Here is a 20,829-nt window from a genome sequence, read left to right on the forward strand (position 1 = left end):
TACATCTTAAGTGCGGTTTGTCAAATGCGATTTTCTCTTATGATGGATGTACTGAGATTGCCGAGCGGCTTGAATGAAATAAAGTGACCGTTCATAAATCATATCTGTCATCAAAGGAGGAAATCATGTGAAAGCAAACTCCCTTACATCGCATTTGCTTGCCTTAAGCTCCCTATTATCCATTCCATTGTTAGGACTCATCTATATATATCTCAATCATGGAAACGGAATGGTTCATAGTCTGGTCACGGATTTCGACCGTCAGCTTCCTTTCCTTAAAGTGTTCGTTCTCCCGTATTTATTCTGGTACCCTTTCCTGTTCATCGCTTTCGTGTACTTGGCTTTCAAAAACCGGGAGGTGTTCTACCAAACGCTGGTGCAGTTTAATATCGGGCTATTGATTTGTTACGGCTTTTATGCCGTTTATCAAACCTATGTCCCGCGGCCAGAACTGGTTGGCGACGACTGGCTGCTGCAAATGGTCCGGGGTGTTTATTCCTCCGATCAGCCGTATAACTGCTTTCCGAGCACGCATGTGCTTACAACGTATCTGATGATGAAGGCGTATCTTCGCACCGCGGGCATTCCGCGAATGTACACGGCCGCCGTTACGATCGTGTCGATACTGATCATTGCCTCGACTCAATTTGTTAAGCAGCATGTGCTTCTTGATATTGCGGGAGCGATTCTCGTTGCGGAAGGCGTGATTTATGCCGTGACGCGCATTCATAAAGGCTGGTTCAGCAAGCCTATCATTGCAAAGCCTCAGCAAAGTACATGGGAAGGGAGCTTGAGAAGATGAGCGGAAGCGAGAAATTATTGATTCTTACCGGCGCCTTGGGTGACGGTCATAATAAAGCGGCGCAGGCTATCGTCGAAGCGGCCCGATTTTATCGCCCGGAGGTAGAGGTGGTTGTGGTCGACTTCCTGGAATGGACCCATCCGTATTTGCACTCGGTCGGCAAGTTCTGCTACATGCAGTGGGTAAAAAGCCTTCCGTCGGTATACGGTTTCTTATATCGCAAGACACGCCAGGATAATCCGTTATCAAATTGGTTCAAACGAATGAAAGCGTTTAGCACTGACAGAATGCTGGAGCTGCTTGATGAAGTGAGACCGACTGAGGTGGTCAGCACGTTCCCCGGGGCGGCGGCAGCCATGTCCTACTTGAAATGCAACGGCTTGACGGATGTCGCCACGATAACGGTGATGACCGATTACACGGATCACAGCTATTGGATTCATCCTTGTACCGACCGGTATTTGGTTGGTTCCGAGCAGGTCAAGCAAAGCCTGCTGCGGTACCGCATCCCCGAGCAGCGAATCGTTGTTACCGGCATTCCGATCAGAATGACGTTTACGCAATCGTATGACCGTCTCACCCTTCGCGATAAGCATCGGCTGAGCCGCACCTTGCCGACGGTGCTTGTCATGGGGGGCGGACACGGCTTGATCGGGAAGCAGCTGATGTCCGTATTGCAGTCGGAGGAGCTTACCGCTCCTGTCCAATTTATATTTGTGTGCGGTAGAAACGAGAAGCTGAAGAAGACGCTGGAGGAAGAGCTCGGAGGAAACAAGACCCGGCATCGCGTCGTCATCACCGGATTTGTAGACCATGTCCACGAGCTGATGGCCTTATCCGACCTGATTATTACGAAGCCCGGAGGCCTTACCGTAAGCGAAGCATTGGCGCTGGAGCTGCCGATGATGCTGTATAAGCCGATTCCCGGACAAGAACAGGACAATGCGGCTTATCTTGTTAGTCTTGGAGCCGCTATGGAAGCAAAGAATGAAGCGGATTTGAAGCGGCAGCTTCTTCAAGTCATTCAGAATAAGTCCCTGCTGTCGAATTTAAAAAGAAATGTGCGGTCCAGTCAAATGAAGCATGATGCGCTTCATACGCTGAATGCTATTTTAGATACGGACATAGCTTCCGCGGCGGCGCGAAACAACCGTGAACGGACGTATGCCAATGCTTGATTGGGGTCGGAAGCTGGAACGGAATATGGAGCATGGTATTTTGTCTGTGCTTTACACTGGCTCCTGTATCATCCAAAGCGGCTGAACCGGATGAGTTTGATCAGCTAAGACGAGGTTTTTGCAAGTGAACAAAATTGATATGTTATCGGCGGGCTATTGCAAGTTTTTCTCCTGCGTTCCTTTTATAATGGCATTATAAAAGAAACAGGAGGGACGTACATGACCCGCATATCCGGTTTTACGCTGACAGACGAAATGGTGGAGGAATTTTACAGGGAAGGCTATTTCTATGCGCCAGGCTTTATTTCCAGGGAGACGGTGGATGCGATCAATGAGGAGCATCGGGAGTTCGCCTATGCCAACAGCGACGGGAAATGGAGGAGCAAGCCGGTGATCAAGCTGGAGCAGTCCAGAGTGGAGTATCCGAAGACGGTCCAGTTTTTAACCTCACCCTCACTTATTCAAGTATTCGAGCGGATTGTTGGTGCGCCGGTTAAGCTCTGGATGGGGATGTATGCCGTCGTCGCTCCGCAGGGCAGCGGATTGGAGTGGCACCAGGACAACCAGTACACTCACATCCTCGGCCACATGTTAAATGGATTTATTGCGTTAGATACTATCACGCAGGACAATGCGGGGTTATGGATCGCTCCCCGTTCTCATCGGCTCGGCAGGTTGGCTAATTTGAACACGGAGCCAGGGCATAAGCGTGCCGCTGAGCCGGAGAACGGGATACCTTGTAGGCCGATGGCACCCGGCGACGCGGTGATCTTCCACAGGGAAACGCTTCACCACAGCAAGAGCAATAACAGCGACCACCCCAGGAGGGCTTATGCATTTCAAGTGGCTTCGGCCAACTGCCGTTATGCGGAAACGGGAAAGCTGCTGGAGGATCGCGATCTGTTAGCCGCTTCGGAATAACAAGAGAGGGCAGGGTGCCTATACCGTCTACAAAAGAGGGCGTGGAGGCATCCTTTTTGTATCATTGTGCATGATTTCTGAACGTTCGCGGCGTCAGCAGCCATGTATCTTTGAACAGCTTGTTGAAGTAGCTTACGGAATGAAACCCGCACTCAAACGCGATATCCGTGACGGTTTTATCGGAATGCTTTAACAGATGGATTGCATATTGCAACCGCAGCTTGTTGACGAATTCGTTCGGCGTCAATCCGGTCAGCATATGAAACTGCTTATAGAACCAAGTTTTCTTCATGCCCGACAGCTCGATGACCTGGGTCATATCGATCCATTCAGCAAAATGGCCCAACAGGTACTCGATGGAACGGACGATACCTTCGATAGACTCCGCCTGTCTTTCATGACTTTGCTGAAGCATGAAATAGCGGAAAATCTGTACGAGAATGTCGGCCATGTACAAAAACTGCTTCATCTCCCACCCGGGAAGCATCTTCTGCTGCTCCTGAAGTGCGCTGCAGGCGGCTTGCCGAATCAACCGGGCTTCCTCCGATACGGAAGGTATCAACGGATTCCATTCCATGGTATAGAAGGGAGCCAGTAACGAGCAGCCTTGGGGCAGCGCCCTGACGACGGATGGGGAGAAGAGCAGCATGATCCATACGGCGGGAGAGTCCTCCGAATCCGCCAGATTCCAATGGGCTTCGAACGGCCGGAAAATAAAGATATCGCCGGGCTCCCCCGCAGCATCGCGATCGGACAAACGGTAGCGCACTTTGTTTTCGAGCAGTATGCTCACCTCTAGCAGATCGTGCATATGAAGCTCATGCTCGGTCAAAGCGGCGATTTTTCTTTCAAAGATGAAATCCTTCTTTAGAACAATTTGACTGTATAGCCCATTACGCATCTCTAACTCCTTCTGCCTCAACAAGTGTCGCGGTATTTGCCCGGCGTGATGCCCTCCATCTTTTTAAATACCCGTATGAGCACCAGATCGTTTGTATAGCCGACTTTTTGCGCAATCTGCGCGATCGTCATCTCCTGCTTGGAAATCAGCTGTTTGGCCTGATCAATGCGTCGTTTGGCTATGTAATCGGTCATGTTTTGTCCGCTTGTTTTCTTGAAAAAGGTCGAGATGTACTGCGGCGTGCGGCTGAACTTCTCCGAGATCATGTTAAGACCCAAGTTCGGATCGGTATAATGGGAGTCTATAAAAGCGGTTATCTCTTGCAATAGCTGCTCATTGTGATCGCTGCGTCCGGTTTGCATCATTTGCGTTTGCGAGACAAACAACTCTTTCATAAGGGTGTGCAGTTCTTCCGCCGTTGCGCAGTCCAGGATCGCAGCGACTGCGTCGAACCGGCCGTCCGCCGATTCTCCATGCTTGGAGCCGGTGGCGTTAACGAGCTTCAAGTGCGTGCTTGCCAAATTAAAGAACAGGCACTGGGCAAGTCCCGGTGTAATCGGATTGGATGTAAAATTGATCTCGTATAAGCTGTCGAGCAGCTTTCGCGTATTGTCCACATCTCCGCTGCGGACGAAATTCATCAGCTGCATTTCCGTCTCCAACGGGTAATAGTAGTGCTGGTCTTTCCTGTTGATTTCACGGAAGAAGATTACCGAGCTCCGGCCCTTGATGATTTTGTACTCCATGGCGGCTAAGGTCTCCAGGTACGCGTTCCCGATTCGTTCAAGACCCTCATGCACATTGCTGAGAGCCAGCGTTATGGCGATTTGAAACCGCTCCTCCATCACTTGCTTGAGCGTATTTGCCACGTGAGTCATATGGGCGACCGCTTCTTGTTGACGCTGCTTGTTGATATTAAGAAGCACAACCAGGCGGTCGCGATCGAGATCGACGCAGTATCCGATATGATGCTCGTGTATTAGTTCGGCGCCAATATTCGAAATGATAAAGCGGATCAATGCCCATTGCCGCTCGGACTGATCCTGAGCAAAAGCTTCGGCATCGTCGACCTGGATCAAGATGACGGCGAACGAGTCGGACACGAACCGGATGTTCATAAAATCCAGTGAGTGACGGATATCCTCCGAGTGATCGACAAGCCCACGGATGAGCCTCGTCAAAAAGTTGGCGCGCATGATGGGAGCCTGATGCTGAAGCTGTCCCTGAAGATGCTTTTGTTCGTCGAGAACGCTTTCAAGCGATTCCTGAATGAACTCGTATTCATTGGTTCGAGCGGATGCCGGAACCGGTTGGTCTTTGACTATGAATTTCAGCATTTGCTTGACAGGCCGGTAATTGCGGTAGGCCATACCGTACGAAGCTATGAGCCCTACAACCAGATATAGCGCAAATAGCCACATCGCAGTCAGCTTAACCGCGTTGACCTTCTGCATGTAGATATCCCTTGGCGTCACGGATATGTACTTCCAGCCAATCATGCTGGAGGACGTATAAGAAACCATGAGATCGGCTCCGTACTCTTGATGAGGGAAGAAGCCTGATGCTCCATTCATTCGCTGAAACACTTCACGGCCGAACGGAACCTGATCCGTAGTCCCCGTCAATACCTTCTGATCGGCGGATATAATGTAGATATGGCTGCGGTTGGCGGATTCGATCTGCCGAATCATATCTTTGACCTGTTTTTCGTCGATCAGCACGACCAGACTTCCCATGATATCGGACATGCCTCTTATGGGGATGAGAGACTGCACATAGGTCAGTACCTTGATTGGCTCCCGTTCCAGGCTTGCGGTAATAGGAAGCCCTCCGTCCCGAAGCAGCGTCTTAGCCGGCAAATAGTCCCGGTTATGATTCGCTTCCAGCAGATTGCTGCGCCATGTGTCGTAGCTCATATCCTTGTAGCTGTAATAGCTCGTATAGAACGTCCGGGAATCGGTGCGGACTCCCGGCTTGAGAATGGTGTCGGTCCCTTTAAAATAAACGTAATAATCTTCAATAAACCGCCCGCTGAATCCACGGTAACGGTTCAGGTAGTCTGCAATAAATTCAATATAGCGGTAAGAGGATTCATTAGACATGTCACTGTTCAACAATGAATCCATTTTGGGATTCAAAGTAATTTGCTGAGATAGCTGGTCGACTTCCTTGATGCTTGCGTCCATAGAAAGCCTGAGCTGCTCCAGCATGGCCAGACTGGATCGGTTGGCTTGATCCTCCATCGCTTCTTCCACATGGGAATACAAGAACAGTCCTATCGCGACAGGGAACAAGAGAATCGCAATATAAGAGATCAGCATCGTAATGAACACGCTTCCCCGGTTGCAGCGGTCGCACCGAAGCATTCGTTTGACCAATGGAATCATAAGCGTTCCTCCACGGTTGAATACCCTTACATTGTTAACATATTCGCAGATATGCCCCTCTTTTCCTGCTGCCGGCAAAAAAGGATTATTCTTTTATGGCGCCGATCATAACTCCCTTGACGAAATATTTTTGCAAGAAAGGATACAGGCACAAGATCGGCAAAGTGGATACGATAATCGTAGCGTATTTGATCGTTTCTCCAATCGGTATTTTGTCGCCTGCGGAAGCTCCCGTCATCATATTGTCCGTGCTGTTCGTAATGAGAATCTCACGCAATATCAGCTGCAGCGGATATAGCTCGCGGTCCCGCAAGTAGATCAAAGCAGAGAAGTAGGAGTTCCAATGCCCGACGGCGTACCACAAGATCATGACAGCAATGACGGGCATGGAAAGCGGGACGACGACACGGAACAAAATCGTCAGATCGTTGGCCCCGTCCATCTTGGCTGACTCTTCCAGACTTACGGGCACTCCCTGGAAAGCGGTCCGCATAATGATCAGGTTAAACGTGCTGATCGCCCCTGGAATGAGCAGGGCCCATGGTGTATTCAGCATGCCCAGATTGCCGATTAGAAGGTAGGAGGGGATGAGTCCACCGCTGAATACCATCGTTATGACGATCAGGAACATGATGTGATTTTTAAAATATAAATTACGGCGGGACAGAGCATAGGCGCCAAGTGATGTCATAAAAAGGTTAATGGCCGTGCCCGCTACGACGTAGAACAAGGTATTCTGATAACCTTTTGCAATCATCGGATTATCGAAGACCGCTTTGTAAGCACCCGAATTAAAGCCTATCGGTGAGTACAGCAGTCCGCGGTGTTGGGCTACGTCGGCCGGATTGCTGAATGAGGCGAACAGGACATAGAGAAACGGGTACAGCGTAACAAAACAAAGCAGCAGCATCAGCAGTGTGTTAAAGAGATCGAAGCTCTTCTCGCCGAAACTCCTTTTGACCATGATATATTACCTCCCGGTTACCAGAGCTTATTTTCGCTCACACGCTTGCTTATGGTGTTGGACAACACGATTAAGGTGAAGCTGATGACGGAGTTGAAAAGGCCGACCGCTGCGGTGTAGCCGTAATTAGCTTCGAGTATCCCTTTTCGGAAGACGAACGTAGAGATAACGTCGCCGGTTTCATAAGTTTGCGGGTTGTACATGAGGAGTACCTTCTCGGATCCTACGGTCATCATCGAGCCCATGTTCAGAATGAGCAGGATGACAATCGTTGGCATGATGCCGGGAATCGTAATATGAAGCACCTGCTTCAAGCGGCCGGCTCCATCAATTTTAGCAGCCTCGTATAAGGTCGGATCGATATTGGCGATAGCCGCTAAGTAGATGATGGACCCCCAGCCTACGCCTTGCCAAATGCCTGACGATACGTACAAGAATCGAAACCATGCAGGTTCTCTGAAGAAGGCAATGGAGTCTAGTCCCAGCAGCCCGATCAGTTGGTTGATCAGACCGTCGCGCGCCAGAAAATCGACCATCATCCCGACAACGACGACGATGGAAATAAAGTGAGGCAGATAGGAGATAGTCTGGACCGAACGTTTGAATATGGTGCTTCGAATCTCATTGAGCAGAAGAGCGAGCAGGATGGCAGCCGGAAATCCGAATAACAGCTCGTAAATGTTGATCAGGACCGTATTACGGATAAGGCGCCAGAAGTAATAGCTTTCGAAAAATTCCTGAAAATGCCGAAATCCGATCCATGGACTTCCTGTTATGCCTTGTCCAGGGCTGAAATCCTTAAAGGCGATTTGCAAGCCGTACATAGGGCCATAGTGAAAGATGAGATAATAGGCGACGACGGGAAGCACCATGAGATAGACTAGTCTATTGACCTTTAGATCTCTGCGGATGGTCTGCCAGTTACTATGCTTTTTGGCGGCGGCGCTTCTTACCGCCAGCTCCGATTGGGGAATGGACATTGGCGTTCACTTCCTTTTTCGTGGATTCAGGGATTAGGTGCTATAACGGAAGAGCCGGAAGAAGGAGCCTAAAGCTCCTCTTCCGACGGATCATCCGACACGACCGGTTACTTCCGGCTGTTGTACCGTTCCAAAGCGGCCTGTTGAATTTTCAAGGCTTCTTCAAGTCCCATTCCCTGAATCGTCTGAACATATTTATCGAAGCTGCTGAGCGGTTCGGCTCCCATGACGAATTTGTTGAACATTTCATCCTTGTACGTATTGATATCCGCCATAATCGAGGCAAAACGGCTGCTTTCATCTTTGGTCGGCGTCACAAGCGGCATTTTCTTCTCATTGGACGGTTCCGACCACAATTTGACGGCCGATTGCTGCTGAGGCAGCGAGGCATATTGCTCGAAATAGCGCAAGTCCTGAACGAACGGGCCGTCCCAAGAAGCTCGGTTATGGCGGGCCATTGCCTGCTGGACAGGGAGTCCGTTCGCGTTGTTCGCTATGTCGTCGGTCCATTTCGGATAGCCGCTCACCATGTTATAGCTTACGCCTTCCTTGCCGAAATTGAACAGCATATGGCCATCTTCGGAGTAGGCGTAGTCAAGCCATTTGACCGTCTCGATAGGGTTCTTGTTGCTTGTCGTGACGGCGGCTCCTCTGCCGTTGAAGGCAAAATCGAGCTGGCCGAGCTGCGGCTTCTCGCCTGCTCTCAACACCGGATAAGTGACGCCGAACAGCTTGAAATTCGGGTCCTTGTCTTTCATCAGGTTCGCGTATTTGCCGATGCCGCCGCCTACGAGAAGAACGGCGGAGCCGGCTTGGCTGCCGGTAATTTTAGCATCGAACAGCTTGTCGTCAGTTGCGGCGTAGTCCCGGTCGAGCAGCCCTTCCTTATACCATCTGTTCATTAAGGTCAGGAACTCTTTAAATTCCGGCTGAACCGGACCGAACTTGACCTTGCCCTTATCCTGGAAATATCCGTTCGTTATGCCGAATGCGCCGATAAACGCGCTGGTACCGTTTATTTCCCCGACCCGCAGCAAGAGGGGGATTTCGTCCTGAGTGCCGTTGCCGTTCGGATCGCGTTCCTTAAACGCTTTCAAAACTGTGTACCATTCATCCAACGTCGTTGGAGGCTTCAATCCGAGTTTGTCCAGCCAATCTTGCCGGATGGCAGGTCCCTGATACACTTGAAGCTTCTTATCGCCTCTAATGAAAGGGAACGAGATGATGCTGCCGTCGTCCGTCGTGATTTGCTTACGCCATTCCGGATTCGAGTTCAGCACTTTCTTTAAATTAGGGGCGTACTTGTCTATATAGTCGTTCAATTTGATGATGCGTCCGTCCTTGATTGCTTTCTCCGGACCGCCCGGAAAGTTGGTCCAATGATATTCAATGACGTCAGGCAGCTGCCCGGATGTGATCATCAGGTTGAACTGCTCCGCATCCTGTCCTTGGGGAGGGTGTTGAAACTCCACTTTCACCCCTGTTTTTTGCTCCAATAATTTGTAGGCTTCCATTTCATTGTAGCTTTTCATCGTTGCGGAGGCTTGCCCGGCCATACCTGTCCAATAGGTAAGGTTGCTCAGCTTCGGCACCTTGGTCGGGTCGGTATCGGCTTTTTGTACGGGGGTAGAGGAGTTACAGCCGGCCAACACGGACGTACCCAAGCATGTGGTTAAAGCAATCGTTCCGATTGTCTTCTTTGTATTCATTCCATTGTCGCCCTCCCTTTGTAGGTCGTTCCATTGATAACCCGTTGATATGCTCAAGGAACTAATCCTTGCCATTTACTATAGTCGGAGCGGCGACAAGGGGGATATATTCTTTTTTTAATATGAGCTTCAATTATTAACGACCTTGGGCATACCTTTTTTCACGGGTACCTCTAAAATTAAAGATCGCAAAAAGGGACGGGAATATGGCATTAAACACCAAGACAGAAAAAAGACTGCCGAGTGTGCCAGGCAGCCGAGTATTTTGTGTACGAGCCGATGATTTCGTAACGAAGAACTCCATTATAACCTCTGAACTATAAACTTCTCCCCAACAAAGCTCCGACTTGTTTAGCCATTACTTGAGGCGGATAGGGCATCCCGTTTCTGATCCACCATTCTATTACACCTACATAAGCGGTACCGGCATATTGTAGCATGACATCTTCCTGTAAATCTGCATTTCTTCCGCTATCTCGGTCAATCTCACCTTTGAATCCTTCAATAAAAGAAGCAAGAAGCCGCGTTCTAAAAGCTGACGGCACCCCTTTGCTTGCTAACATGGTCGAAAAAAATAAATAATTTTTCTCAAAATATTCAAAATAAGGTACAAGAGCCTCGTTCCAATCCATCTCACATGCCCATTCATCCATCTCTCCTAATTCATTAAGGTGTGTTTCTATGAGTTTATCCAATAAATCAAATTTGTCCTGATAATGAAGGTAAATGGTCCCGCGGTTTAGGTTGGCCCGGTCTGCGATATCCTGAATGGTTATATCGTCGAAATTTTTTTCAGTCATTAGTTCAATAACAGCTTTCTTCAAAGCTTCCTGTGTTTTCACAATTCTACGATCCACTTTGGCCATCGTATTCCCACCAAACTTTCTAAGTTACTTAACAATTTCGGTTGTTTCGTTGATATATCAACAAATCACAGTTTTTTAACCATTGAATTTGCGTTCTAAATTATATAATAATAGACACAAGTTGATTAATCAAATGATATTGATTAGTCATCTCAGATTGATTTATGGAAAAGGAGTCAACGCTCATGTGCAAAACTCACGTTCTAAGTGTTCCGGCTGCCAAAGCGCCATTCGAAAAGACTACGATTGAAAGAAGAGAACTGCGACCGGATGACGTCTCAATCGATATAAAATTTAGCGGCATTTGCCATTCCGATATTCATAGTGCGTACGGGGATTGGGCCGGCGGCATTTTCCCTATGGTGCCTGGTCATGAAATAACCGGAATTGTAACGGCAGTGGGGGAGAAGGTTACGAAATTTGCTGTAGGTGATCGAGTTGGCGTAGGCTGTTATGTGGACTCTTGCGGAGAGTGCGAATACTGTCTTCGCGGAGAAGAACAGCATTGTGCAAAAGGCTTTGTAGCCACCTATAACTCCTTGGACTATGATGGCAATCCAACCTACGGCGGCTACAGTCAACATATCGTTGTTACCGAAAGATTCGTCGTGCATATCCCGGAAGATATGGGATTAGATGCAGCCAGTCCGCTTTTGTGCGCCGGTATTACCACTTACTCCCCTTTGAAACGATGGAATGCCGGTCCAGGAAAAAAGGTAGCGATTCTGGGAATGGGTGGTCTTGGCCACGTTGCGATTCAGTTTGCGAATGCGATGGGTGCTGAGGTTACGGTCTTAAGCCGGGCGAAAGATAAGGAAAACGAAGCGTTGGGCTTTGGCGCGGATCATTATTTTTCAACTCTTGATCCTGAAGTTTTCAACACTTTAGCCGGCCGCTTCGACCTGATTCTAAACACCGTATCCGCCAATATTGACGTCGATTCGTATTTATCGCTGCTTCGAGTGGACGGAACGCTTGTTAATGTCGGGGCGCCGGCAGAACCAAGTCAATACAACGTGTTCTCGCTAATCATGAGTCGACGCAGTATTGCAGGGTCCTTGGTTGGCGGACTTCCGGAAACGCAAGAGATGCTTCATTTTGCCGCCGAGCATGGCATTACTCCTCAAATCGAAGTCATCGGTGCCGAGCAAGTAGACGAAGCCTATGAGCGGATTCTGCGGAGTGACGTACGCTACCGATTCGTTATCGACATCTCCACGTTATAGACTCGTATGGACGATAAACTTAAAAAGCTTTCTCTCCGATTGGCTTTGATACTGGCCGCATTTTCCGCGCTGGGACCGTTTACGGTCGATATGTATCTAGCATCGCTGCCGCAGATCATGGATTATTTCGGAACTAACGCATCCATGATTCAAGCGAGTTTAACTGCCAGCCTATTAGGATTAGGCTTAGGGCAGATGGTCATGGGGCCTTTGAGCGATAGTTATGGAAGACGCACCCCATTGCTCATCTCCATGATTCTGTATATCGTTACGTCGATCGGCTGTGCTTTCGTACCCAATATAGAATCCTTTATTGTTTTACGTTTTATCCAGGGAGCTGCCGCATCGGCCGGACTCGTGATTTCCAGAGCGATTGCTCGCGACAGGTATAGCGGAGTCGAAATGACGAAATTTATCTCTCAGCTTACTATGATCAGCAGTGTCGCACCCTTAGTTTCCCCGAATGTCGGAAGTGCAGTCACATCGTTCAGTTCATGGGATGCCGTGTTTGTTTTCTTGGGGATTTTAGGAATACTATTAACGGGGATCACAATATGGGGGTTAGAGGAGAGCTTACCTGTACAGCATCGTGTCCCAAGCAACTTCAGGGCATTAATGAGGAACTACCATCGTCTGTTTCGTGATAGAACGTTTATCGGATATGCCCTTGTTAATGGTATTTTGTTCGCCGGTGTATTTGCTTTTGTTGCCGGCACTCCGTTTATCTATCAGAACATGTTTGGTGTGTCGCCGCAGCTATTTTCGATCCTGTTTGCCATGAACGGTCTTGCTATTATGATTGGCTCGCAGGTTGTCAAACGAGTGGCCGGTCGGCTGACGGAACGCAATATAGTTCGTATTGGATTATCACTATCCTTTCTTTCTGCTTCCGCTATCCTGATCGCAGTTCTCTCTAAAGGATCTTTATCGGCGATATTTGTTTCAACCTTCTTATTTGCTGTATCCATTGGGATCATTGGGCCGGTTTCTGTAACTTTAGCGATGGAATCACATGGACGAATTGCGGGAAGTGCATCTGCCGTGATCGGCACCTTTCATTATGCGTTAGGCGCAGTTAGTGCGCCGCTTGTGGGAATCGCGGGTGAGAATTCAGCTGTCCCTTTTGGAATCGTTATTCTTACAACCAGTTTGCTAGCCATCGTTTCCTATATCGTTCTCATCAGGAAGGTGGAGACTGTGAGTAATGGCAACAGCAACACGGAAATAAATATGTAACTCTAACGGAGGGTTTAGAATATGGAAATCAGAAGAGCGGGGTCCCAACCTTCGGGCAAAGGACCGTCTGAATATTTTACCGGCACGGTTCGCATCGATCCGCTGTTTGAAGCAGCCGATCCTGCACGCGCAGCTGGAGCCAGCGTCACGTTCGAGCCAGGAGCACGGACAGCATGGCATACTCATCCGCTGGGTCAAACGCTTATCGTAACGGCAGGCAAAGGACGGGTTCAACGCTGGGGAGGTCAGATCGAGGAAATTAGTCCCGGTGACGTGGTGTGGTTTCCTCCAGGCGAGAAACATTGGCATGGAGCTTCGCCCACCACAGCTATGACTCATATAGCCATTCAAGAACGTCTGGACGGTCAGGCGGTAGAATGGTTGGAAAAAGTCAGTGATGATCAATACCTGTCCTAAGAGACAGGACAGTTTCAAGCCTCCATCTTTTTAGATGAGAGGCTTGTTGAGCAGCAGCGGCTGGATTTTCACTCGTCATTTCGGCTGTAGTAATTAGTGGTGTCAAAAACAAAAGGAGCGCCTCGGTATGATGGTTATGTCTAAGGGTATGAAGCCCAACACCATCAAGGAGGCGCTCTTACTATGAAGTTTAAAACGGACGGACAATCTAGATGTTGGATCAAGCAGGACGGCATGAATTCCGACTGTGGGGCGAGGATATGTGATAATATAGTATGAACAAAGGAGGTTGCCCAATTGGAACCGACACAGCATTCCATTAAAAACCCTTCAGGAATAAAGCTCATTATGTCCATGATCGTTTTAAGTGCGATCTCGCTATTCAATGCCATTCGCTTATTTAAAGATCAAGAGCACGTCATCCTTTTTTGTGCAATGGCTGCCGTGTTTCTTTTTTGTCTAATGGTCTTGCTACTGTCATTTTACAGAGCCTTGAAGAAGCCGGCTCCGTTATATCTGTATGACGGAAAAATGATACTAAATGGAGCTGCAATTCAAGCAGAGGACATTAAAGTCATTATGAGAATGGGGTATTTCAAACCCACAATTGGGATTAAGCCGCATGGAGTGAGCATTGTCCCGATTCGTATGTGTTTTAGGTTTGCAAACGATGAAAAAGCCGGCATCACGGAGTTGGTTAATTGGGCAGAAAAGAACAATGTGGCGATGGTTCATAGATCATTTGTAAGATGGATATAAGGCCGGCTGTCGCATTCATTAACTCCTTTTCAAATATTTCATATAAACAAGGTAATTAAAGCCGCTCCGCTTACTATGCTTATGCTCTGTTCGCAGAAATTCCGAAAATCCAAGCTTCTCATACAGCTTAACCGCATTCGTATTTGTGTCTGCGACCTCCAGAACATATACTTCATAAGGTGTGGAATCCATTATATCCTTGATGATCGCCGTTGCCACGCCTTGCCCTCTATAGTTTGCTGAAGTAGCCACAAATTCGACCGTACCCATTCCTTTTGTAATTTCAAACGGATAGGCTTTATTCACAAATTCATGCTTTAATACGAAATAAGCAATGGTTCCCTTGAAGAACCCCAAATGTTTTTGCAATTCTTTCCTGTCGAGATGGACTGAGGATACCTTCCCATCCGTACATGCGGTAATTCCGGCAATCTCGTCATCCTTTACAGCAACATAAAACACTTGATGATTAAACATGTGGCAAAAGGCTCTTGTAAGCTTACCTTTATCCTTTGAAAAAAAGTGCAGCCATTGATAGAAGCCATCAACGAAGATTTCGCTGATTTTCATTTTTTCCTCGTAACCCAGTTCGCTCGCGCGAATAATTTCCATAGATACATCCTCCGTCTAAGTTTAGTTACCCCCAAACGAATCCGCTATTTATGCTCCACCTTTACAATATACGATGCAGCCATTTTGTATAGACATACTTTCCCCCTTATGCAATTAGCGCTTCCATAACTGGAAATTCACTGTATCCATTTTACCAAAATTAAGATAAACTAGGCTTGCAGCAGCCGTATTTACCATTTCCTTGCAAGCTGCGTTCTGTACCATTCCACAGAGAGGTATGAGTACCATCATTCGCACAATAAAAAAAGAATTCATCATCGGGTTCATGCTTCTGCTTATCCCTTTTACCGCCTCATTGATTTTTGTAATGCCCGTTTATCACCATTTTACTACGGTCGGAAATGTCGTATCGGTACGGCAGCTCGGGGTTAAAGGAAATGTATTTTTTACCTATGTAAGTTCCGGATACACCAAGAATCTGTATGAAAAGCTCGCATTATCATGGACGCAGCGAGATAATATCGAGTTCTATCCGGCCGACAAGCTGGAAGTGGAGGAAGAACAAGAGGAATTAGAATACGAAGCGGAACGAAGAGAGCAGGTCATTCAAAATGCAGTAAACGCGCTGCCTGCTAAAGATTCGGATCCGGAGAGCAGCAAAGTTGAAAGAATCCATGAAATGATCGATAAATCGGCAAATTATTACGGCGATTCTTTTGGATTGATGGTAGCTATTGGACTAGTAGAGGAATCGGAGCGTCTGGACTTATCCCGAAACGGACGTATTAAAATAGCCGGGACCGGGGCAATCAGCCGTACGATGAAGGTGGGACCTGTAGGCGGAGTACGTTACAAGGTCTTAACCGCTGAACGAGAGGGAATGCAATATTTTTTGGTTCCGGATCATGATTTGAAGTCGCCGGGCACGGGACTCAGCAACAAGGAAGAAGCATATCAAGTGGTACAAGAACGACATTTGAAGATAAAAATCGTTCCTGTAAACACAGTAGACGATGCCGTTACGTATCTAAAATCTTTGAAATAACCCGGGGGTTACGCATGCCGCAGCTGAAATCGCAATCTATTGTTCAAATATTATTAATGTTTTTATGGGTTGGCTTGAGTTTATCTGTAATTTCAGGAATGTTTACGATGCTTTATGTTTCCAATTTCGAAGTGTATGAAGAGTACATCGTTTCCATCGATTCGTTCGTGTCTATTTCCAGTTTGTTAGTTTATTATATGGAAATCATTATTTTCTTGGTCTGGCTGTTTCAATTGCATAAGGATATGAAGGCTTGCTTTTCCTTTTATCCGATTTCCCCATGGGGGGCTATGCTGCGGATGGTGCCAGTACTCAACATATGGGGGCTGGGCGATACCTTCACTACACTGGGGAGGTTGATCGAAAGATATGATACGCGGCACGGCAAATCGATAAAATATTCGATCCCGTTCCTGTACATCACCTTTTTCGGACTAAATTATATCAATAAGTGGATAGGCAGACAGGGGGAGGATGTAAGCGACGGCTCTCTTATCTGGGGGATGGCGTTTGAAATTGCCTTTGCTGTTGTGATTATTTTCATGGCGCATCATATCCGGATTGGTATGATCTCTGTGGCTGATGCCAATTCAGATAAGCTTCATCGCAAGCTTGACCTGGCACTGGTTCAGGCGGTTACCGATTTTATGAAAAGCTTTAACGATGTTAGACGTGCAAGAGCTTGGATGACCGATTCGTTTGCTCGAGATCTATATTACTCTTCACGGCCCAATCCACAGAACGAGCCTACGATAGACGAGATCATACAGACGATTGGTCAATCGAAGAATCCGAGCTTGATTCATTATAAAATCGAGGATTACCAAATGATCGATGAAGAGACCTTCGAAGTTCTTATCTATCAGGAGTTCATCGGCAAACCGAGCGAACATATCATTTATATAGCCAAGAAGCACGAAACCAAATGGATGCTGGATCGAATGGTCCGGCTTCATAGCGGAATCATTACGAATGTAGAAGAAACCGAGCATGGCAGCTATCTCATTGAACTGCAAAGCGAGAATAGTCATGTGAAAATAATAGCCGGGGAACGTCCGGATAGATGTAAACAGGGTGATGAGGTAAAGATTTGGGCGTATTTGGACGTGGAGCAAATGCCAATGGAAGTACAAGCATACATCCTGTATGAGGCTCATACGAGGTTTCTTGGTTAAAGAATCACCTGCACCTCCATATGAAAAAAAGGGACTGGAATATCGGAGCTTCCGATGGAATTCCAGTCCTTTTTTTCAATCGCCATCATTGTTACAGGAAGCTCCGGCAGCCTCGAGCCATCTCAAGATTGCTTCACCTGAGCTTTCACGCTGTATTGAAGGCGGTACTCCATCGGCGAGATTCCCTCTACGTTTTTGAACGACCGGATAAAGGAATTGCGGTTGTTGAAGCCCACCTGCGCCCAAATATCCTGAATATACAGGTCGGTTCCGGCGAGCAGCTCCTTTGCCTTCTGGATACGAACCTCCTGCAAATATTGGTGAAACGGCCTGCCCAGCTCTTTCTTGAGCAGCCTCGACATATAGTTCGGCGTCGTATGGAACTTCTCGGCCAGCCCCTCCAGACACATATCCTCATGATAATGCGTATCGATGTACGGCTTGAAAACTAGCGATTCCAGCTGGTCTTTGGGCTGCAGCGTATCCATGATTTTGTCGTAATAGCCGGTAATGAATTCCGAAAGCCCGTCTATGGAAACGGTATGCTCCGACACGATCATCCGGATATACTCCCGATAGGTCGCTTCGGGCAGCGTGGCATCTTTATGCTTGAGCACCTGGGAGCCGATGACGAACAAGTGCATGTACAGCTCTTTAATCGTTACGTCATGGAATCCGACGGAAATATGATTTTGAATAATCGTTCGCAGCTCCTCGAACAATTCCTCTCTTTTACAGGAGGCGAGCAGGTGAAACAGCCTTTTTTCCTCCTTCGTGCCGATCAGAATCGTAACGGAGGCCTCGTCTTCCTTGTCATAATAATGAATCCGCTTATTATCCAGCGGAGATAACCGCCATAAGGACTTCATCGCTTCGAGATAAGACTGCTGCAAGCCGTCGAAACCGCGATGGACATTGCCCACACCGACGAAGATATCGTGTAAATTTTCGTCATGCCGGAGCAGACTGAACATATTCTCAAAGCAAGGGGACAACTCCTGCCGCTCCGCATCGTGAGGAAGATTCACCAGTATACAGAACACACCGGCCTCCATCTCGAGCAAGTAGCTTTGGTACGCTGCAGGGAGATGGGATTTGAGTTGATTGACCCAATGGACGTGGAGCGTATTTTGCTCGGCGGAGCTGTAATTCATGTAAAACGACTTGGCGTATTTCATTCGAATCAATGCGGCTGCGAAGCTCTCGTGCTGGAGGTTCAAACGGCATTTTTGCAAAAAAGTCTGGATGTCCGCCTCGTCTGGCACCCTATTGAACCGGAGCATCCGGACAAACCACTGCTCGATGGCAAGGGGATACATGGAAGTAAGATTGCTGTGCAGCGTGTCCATGCTGTCCCGCATCCGGTGAAATTCATGGTCGAGCAGCTTATATTCGTTGGTGGTCGGAGGAGCTGCAGGCGATATTTTGGCAAGCAAGGAACGGATGGGCGCATAGAGCCTTTTGCTGAACAGAAAGGATAGAAGTATCGAGAGCGAAAGCGCGATAACCGACATCAGCGTGGTCCAATATCTCATGTCCTTCATGCTGGCGAGAATATCTGCTTCCGGCACAAGCGCGATCATGTTCAAATTTTTGAAAATAAAGCGGGTGTTCGTCTGAATGGCCAAAATGTCTTCGTTCTGAAACCGGGTGCGCAAATTCGGCGAGCCCGTATCTTGAAGCTGCTTAACGATACCTTCAATATCCGATGGGGTGGCTCCATACATCTCGGTTGATGCGATGAGCTGCCTGTTATCGTCTACAACATACAGCTTGCTGTTAGGCGTCAGCTTGGAGTCAATAAGTGCTTGGATGATCGGATCAATCTTCAGGTTAATGACATACAAGTCGTTAGACCGGTATTCGGCAATGGCCGTTTGAACAATAGGCAGCAGGTAGGTTCCGTTTTGGGAGACCGATCGGGACGGGGGAAGGATCTGAAAAGGCTTGCTATGCGGGCTGTACTGCCGCCAATAGGCTTCGGAATATTGCTCCAGCGCATTGGTTTTGCCAAAAAATTCCGTGCCGGTAAATGTGCCTTGGTTACTGATCACGAGGTTGTTTTTCTTTTTATACATAAAGACGCTGTCCACATAATCGCTCATCAGCCTGATTCGGTTCAAGGAACGGATGGTTTGCGACACATGAGCATACTTCTCAGGCGCATCGACCTGGAAATCGTCGGAGAACAGCTCCATCGCACTCGAATCGAGGGACAGCAGGAAGTTGGAATTGTACATGCCGGTGAACACGCTGTTGAGACTCGCCGCAACGTTCGATAATGATTTTTTATAGCTTTGCTCCAGCTCCGACTCGAAATAATGGAGACTGATCCGATAAGTAATCAGATTGATGCATTGAATGAGCAAAGAAACGGCGAGGAAAAAGTAAAAAAATCGATAGAGCAAGCTGCGGAAGCCGCCATTCATAAAATGATGAACATGTTTCAGCATCGTGCCACCCCACCTCCGACAGATATTCGGTTATAACTATTATGATTCCGGTATCGAATCATGTCAATGTTATGGTAGATTTTCTATTAAATAAGGCTAAAATTGATACAATACTCATTTTTGTCCTATGAAGAAGATACAATTAAGTCAAGTTTTATGACACAAACACGAAATTGTCCGTTTCGAGAGGGTGCCTTTTCATGGTTCAATCAGATTACGGGCAATCCGCTGCGAAAGGAGGCAGGCCTATGCAGGAACAAACGTCGGCAATACATCAGAACGAGATGCTCGAGAACAAGAAGAAAGGGAGGATGGCACACAAAGCTGGGACATACTTTATAAAAAATATTCATTATTACATTCTTTTAATACTTCCGTTGGCTTACTTTCTTATCTTCCGGTACGGTCCGATTGCAGGTAACATTCTTGCGTTTCGCAAATTTGTTCCCGGCGGCTCTATCTATGGAAGCAAGTGGATCGGGTTTACCTACTTCAGACTGTTTCTTCAAGATCCGAACTTTTGGACGGCGTTTCGTAATACGTGGGTGCTCAGCTTGATGCATTTGGCCGTTACATTCACGGTTACACTCGCCTTTGCGCTGCTCGTCAATGAAATCAGGTCAAGCAAGCTCCGAAACGTAGTGCAGACCGTGACATATTTCCCCAACTTCGTATCGATCGTAGTAGTGGTCGGGCTTATGAAAGAGCTGCTCAGCCCCACGAATGGCATGATTAACGGTCTGTTGGCCTGGGCGGGCATCCAGCCGATCTTCTTCATGAATGAGCCGGGGTGGTTCCGCACGCTGTACATATCCTCCGATGTTTGGCAGTACACCGGCTGGAATTCCATCATATTCATCGCTGCCATGGCTTCCATTGACACGCAATTATATGAAGCGGCGGAGATGGATGGAGCAGGGAGGTGGAAGCAGATCGTTCACGTGACGCTGCCGCAAATTATGCCCACCCTATCGGTCGTCTTCATCTTATCGGCGGGGCAGCTATTGAACGTAGGCTTCGAGAAAATACTGCTGATGTACACGCCAAGCAATTCGCAGGTGAGCGATGTTATCGAAACGTTCGTCTTTCGGATGGGGCTGGAGAATAACAACTACAGCTATGCAACGGCAGTAGGCTTGTTCAGCGGCTTAATCGGGCTCGGGATGGTGCTGTTGTCCAACGTGCTTGCCAAAAAAGTAACCGGCCATTCGTTGTATTAGTTGGCGGAGAAAGGAGG

At 47.9% G+C, this 20,829-nt stretch carries 18 protein-coding genes; 10 read left to right on the forward strand and 8 right to left on the reverse strand.

Annotation, left to right across the window (positions count from 1 at the left end):
• The first annotated feature begins 127 nt into the window (after window positions 1-127).
• The 3 genes from DVH26_RS11150 (at window position 128) to DVH26_RS11160 (ending at window position 2,901) form a co-directional block, all read left to right on the forward strand.
• Window positions 128-802: a phosphatase PAP2 family protein gene (locus DVH26_RS11150; protein WP_239633758.1), complete on the forward strand. Its 675-nt coding sequence runs from the start codon at window positions 128-130 to the stop codon at window positions 800-802.
• Window positions 799-1,980: an MGDG synthase family glycosyltransferase gene (locus tag DVH26_RS11155; protein WP_239633759.1), complete on the forward strand. Its 1,182-nt coding sequence runs from the start codon at window positions 799-801 to the stop codon at window positions 1,978-1,980. The genes DVH26_RS11150 and DVH26_RS11155 overlap by 4 nt, the downstream gene beginning before the upstream one ends.
• A 219-nt stretch (window positions 1,981-2,199) precedes the next feature.
• Window positions 2,200-2,901 (forward strand): phytanoyl-CoA dioxygenase family protein, encoded by a 702-nt coding sequence (locus DVH26_RS11160; protein ID WP_239633760.1) that lies wholly within the window; start codon window positions 2,200-2,202, stop codon window positions 2,899-2,901.
• Window positions 2,902-2,962: 61 nt separating this feature from the next.
• Here DVH26_RS11160 and DVH26_RS11165 read toward each other — a convergent pair whose 3' ends face one another.
• The 6 genes from DVH26_RS11165 to DVH26_RS11190 all read right to left on the reverse strand — a co-directional run bounded on the left by DVH26_RS11165 (window position 2,963) and on the right by DVH26_RS11190 (window position 10,708).
• Window positions 2,963-3,802 (reverse strand): helix-turn-helix transcriptional regulator, encoded by an 840-nt coding sequence (locus tag DVH26_RS11165; RefSeq protein WP_239633761.1) that lies wholly within the window; start codon window positions 3,800-3,802, stop codon window positions 2,963-2,965.
• A 17-nt stretch (window positions 3,803-3,819) separates the two neighbouring features.
• Window positions 3,820-6,189, reverse strand: a complete 2,370-nt coding sequence (locus tag DVH26_RS11170) for a helix-turn-helix domain-containing protein (RefSeq protein WP_239633762.1) — start codon at window positions 6,187-6,189, stop codon at window positions 3,820-3,822.
• Window positions 6,190-6,274: 85 nt separating this feature from the next.
• Entirely contained in the window at window positions 6,275-7,153 is an 879-nt protein-coding gene (locus tag DVH26_RS11175) for a carbohydrate ABC transporter permease (RefSeq protein ID WP_239633763.1), read from the reverse strand.
• A gap of 17 nt (window positions 7,154-7,170) precedes the next feature.
• On the reverse strand, window positions 7,171-8,133 hold the full coding sequence (locus DVH26_RS11180) for an ABC transporter permease (protein WP_239633764.1): 963 nt from the start codon (window positions 8,131-8,133) through the stop codon (window positions 7,171-7,173).
• Window positions 8,134-8,240: 107 nt separating this feature from the next.
• Window positions 8,241-9,842 (reverse strand): extracellular solute-binding protein, encoded by a 1,602-nt coding sequence (locus tag DVH26_RS11185; RefSeq protein ID WP_239633765.1) that lies wholly within the window; start codon window positions 9,840-9,842, stop codon window positions 8,241-8,243.
• A gap of 317 nt (window positions 9,843-10,159) precedes the next feature.
• Window positions 10,160-10,708, reverse strand: coding sequence for a TetR/AcrR family transcriptional regulator (locus tag DVH26_RS11190; protein WP_239624521.1), 549 nt, complete (start codon window positions 10,706-10,708; stop codon window positions 10,160-10,162).
• Between the two features lie 185 nt (window positions 10,709-10,893).
• Between DVH26_RS11190 and DVH26_RS11195 the strand changes: the two genes are divergently transcribed.
• The 4 genes from DVH26_RS11195 to DVH26_RS11210 all read left to right on the forward strand — a co-directional run bounded on the left by DVH26_RS11195 (window position 10,894) and on the right by DVH26_RS11210 (window position 14,346).
• Window positions 10,894-11,934: an NAD(P)-dependent alcohol dehydrogenase gene (locus tag DVH26_RS11195; protein ID WP_239633766.1), complete on the forward strand. Its 1,041-nt coding sequence runs from the start codon at window positions 10,894-10,896 to the stop codon at window positions 11,932-11,934.
• 6 nt (window positions 11,935-11,940) lie between these two features.
• On the forward strand, window positions 11,941-13,170 hold the full coding sequence (locus DVH26_RS11200; RefSeq protein ID WP_239633767.1) for a multidrug effflux MFS transporter: 1,230 nt from the start codon (window positions 11,941-11,943) through the stop codon (window positions 13,168-13,170).
• 21 nt (window positions 13,171-13,191) lie between these two features.
• Window positions 13,192-13,587: a (R)-mandelonitrile lyase gene (locus DVH26_RS11205; protein WP_239633768.1), complete on the forward strand. Its 396-nt coding sequence runs from the start codon at window positions 13,192-13,194 to the stop codon at window positions 13,585-13,587.
• A 297-nt stretch (window positions 13,588-13,884) separates the two neighbouring features.
• Window positions 13,885-14,346: a hypothetical protein gene (locus tag DVH26_RS11210; protein ID WP_239633769.1), complete on the forward strand. Its 462-nt coding sequence runs from the start codon at window positions 13,885-13,887 to the stop codon at window positions 14,344-14,346.
• 18 nt (window positions 14,347-14,364) lie between these two features.
• On the opposite strand, the gene DVH26_RS11215 is transcribed toward DVH26_RS11210, so the two are convergent.
• Window positions 14,365-14,958 (reverse strand): GNAT family N-acetyltransferase, encoded by a 594-nt coding sequence (locus DVH26_RS11215; protein ID WP_239633770.1) that lies wholly within the window; start codon window positions 14,956-14,958, stop codon window positions 14,365-14,367.
• A 238-nt stretch (window positions 14,959-15,196) separates the two neighbouring features.
• On the opposite strand from DVH26_RS11215, the gene DVH26_RS11220 reads away from it, so the two are divergent.
• Window positions 15,197-15,964 (forward strand): S16 family serine protease, encoded by a 768-nt coding sequence (locus tag DVH26_RS11220; protein ID WP_239633771.1) that lies wholly within the window; start codon window positions 15,197-15,199, stop codon window positions 15,962-15,964.
• 107 nt (window positions 15,965-16,071) lie between these two features.
• On the forward strand, window positions 16,072-17,139 hold the full coding sequence (locus DVH26_RS11225) for a hypothetical protein (protein WP_239633772.1): 1,068 nt from the start codon (window positions 16,072-16,074) through the stop codon (window positions 17,137-17,139).
• A gap of 122 nt (window positions 17,140-17,261) precedes the next feature.
• Here DVH26_RS11225 and DVH26_RS11230 read toward each other — a convergent pair whose 3' ends face one another.
• Window positions 17,262-19,592: a helix-turn-helix domain-containing protein gene (locus tag DVH26_RS11230; protein ID WP_239633773.1), complete on the reverse strand. Its 2,331-nt coding sequence runs from the start codon at window positions 19,590-19,592 to the stop codon at window positions 17,262-17,264.
• A gap of 248 nt (window positions 19,593-19,840) precedes the next feature.
• On the opposite strand from DVH26_RS11230, the gene DVH26_RS11235 reads away from it, so the two are divergent.
• Window positions 19,841-20,812, forward strand: a complete 972-nt coding sequence (locus tag DVH26_RS11235) for an ABC transporter permease (RefSeq protein ID WP_239633774.1) — start codon at window positions 19,841-19,843, stop codon at window positions 20,810-20,812.
• Window positions 20,813-20,829: the final 17 nt, after the last annotated feature.

Source organism: Paenibacillus sp. H1-7 (assembly GCF_022354825.1).
In the GTDB taxonomy this organism is placed as follows: domain Bacteria; phylum Bacillota; class Bacilli; order Paenibacillales; family NBRC-103111; genus Paenibacillus_S.

Bases quoted from the DNA above. Each gene is read 5' to 3' on its own strand.
- DVH26_RS11225 (WP_239633772.1), top strand. From the start codon at position 16,072: ATGCTTTATGTTTCCAATTTCGAAGTGTATGAAGAGTACATCGTTTCC.
- DVH26_RS11195 (WP_239633766.1), top strand. From the start codon at position 10,894: ATGTGCAAAACTCACGTTCTAAGTGTTCCGGCTGCCAAAGCGCCATTC.
- DVH26_RS11220 (WP_239633771.1), top strand. From the start codon at position 15,197: ATGAGTACCATCATTCGCACAATAAAAAAAGAATTCATCATCGGGTTC.
- DVH26_RS11160 (WP_239633760.1), top strand. From the start codon at position 2,200: ATGACCCGCATATCCGGTTTTACGCTGACAGACGAAATGGTGGAGGAA.
- DVH26_RS11180 (WP_239633764.1), bottom strand. From the start codon at position 8,133: ATGTCCATTCCCCAATCGGAGCTGGCGGTAAGAAGCGCCGCCGCCAAA.
- DVH26_RS11190 (WP_239624521.1), bottom strand. From the start codon at position 10,708: ATGGCCAAAGTGGATCGTAGAATTGTGAAAACACAGGAAGCTTTGAAG.
- DVH26_RS11175 (WP_239633763.1), bottom strand. From the start codon at position 7,153: ATGGTCAAAAGGAGTTTCGGCGAGAAGAGCTTCGATCTCTTTAACACA.
- DVH26_RS11205 (WP_239633768.1), top strand. From the start codon at position 13,192: ATGGAAATCAGAAGAGCGGGGTCCCAACCTTCGGGCAAAGGACCGTCT.
- DVH26_RS11200 (WP_239633767.1), top strand. From the start codon at position 11,941: ATGGACGATAAACTTAAAAAGCTTTCTCTCCGATTGGCTTTGATACTG.
- DVH26_RS11235 (WP_239633774.1), top strand. From the start codon at position 19,841: ATGCAGGAACAAACGTCGGCAATACATCAGAACGAGATGCTCGAGAAC.
- DVH26_RS11170 (WP_239633762.1), bottom strand. From the start codon at position 6,189: ATGATTCCATTGGTCAAACGAATGCTTCGGTGCGACCGCTGCAACCGG.
- DVH26_RS11215 (WP_239633770.1), bottom strand. From the start codon at position 14,958: ATGGAAATTATTCGCGCGAGCGAACTGGGTTACGAGGAAAAAATGAAA.
- DVH26_RS11230 (WP_239633773.1), bottom strand. From the start codon at position 19,592: ATGCTGAAACATGTTCATCATTTTATGAATGGCGGCTTCCGCAGCTTG.
- DVH26_RS11165 (WP_239633761.1), bottom strand. From the start codon at position 3,802: ATGCGTAATGGGCTATACAGTCAAATTGTTCTAAAGAAGGATTTCATC.
- DVH26_RS11185 (WP_239633765.1), bottom strand. From the start codon at position 9,842: ATGAATACAAAGAAGACAATCGGAACGATTGCTTTAACCACATGCTTG.
- DVH26_RS11155 (WP_239633759.1), top strand. From the start codon at position 799: ATGAGCGGAAGCGAGAAATTATTGATTCTTACCGGCGCCTTGGGTGAC.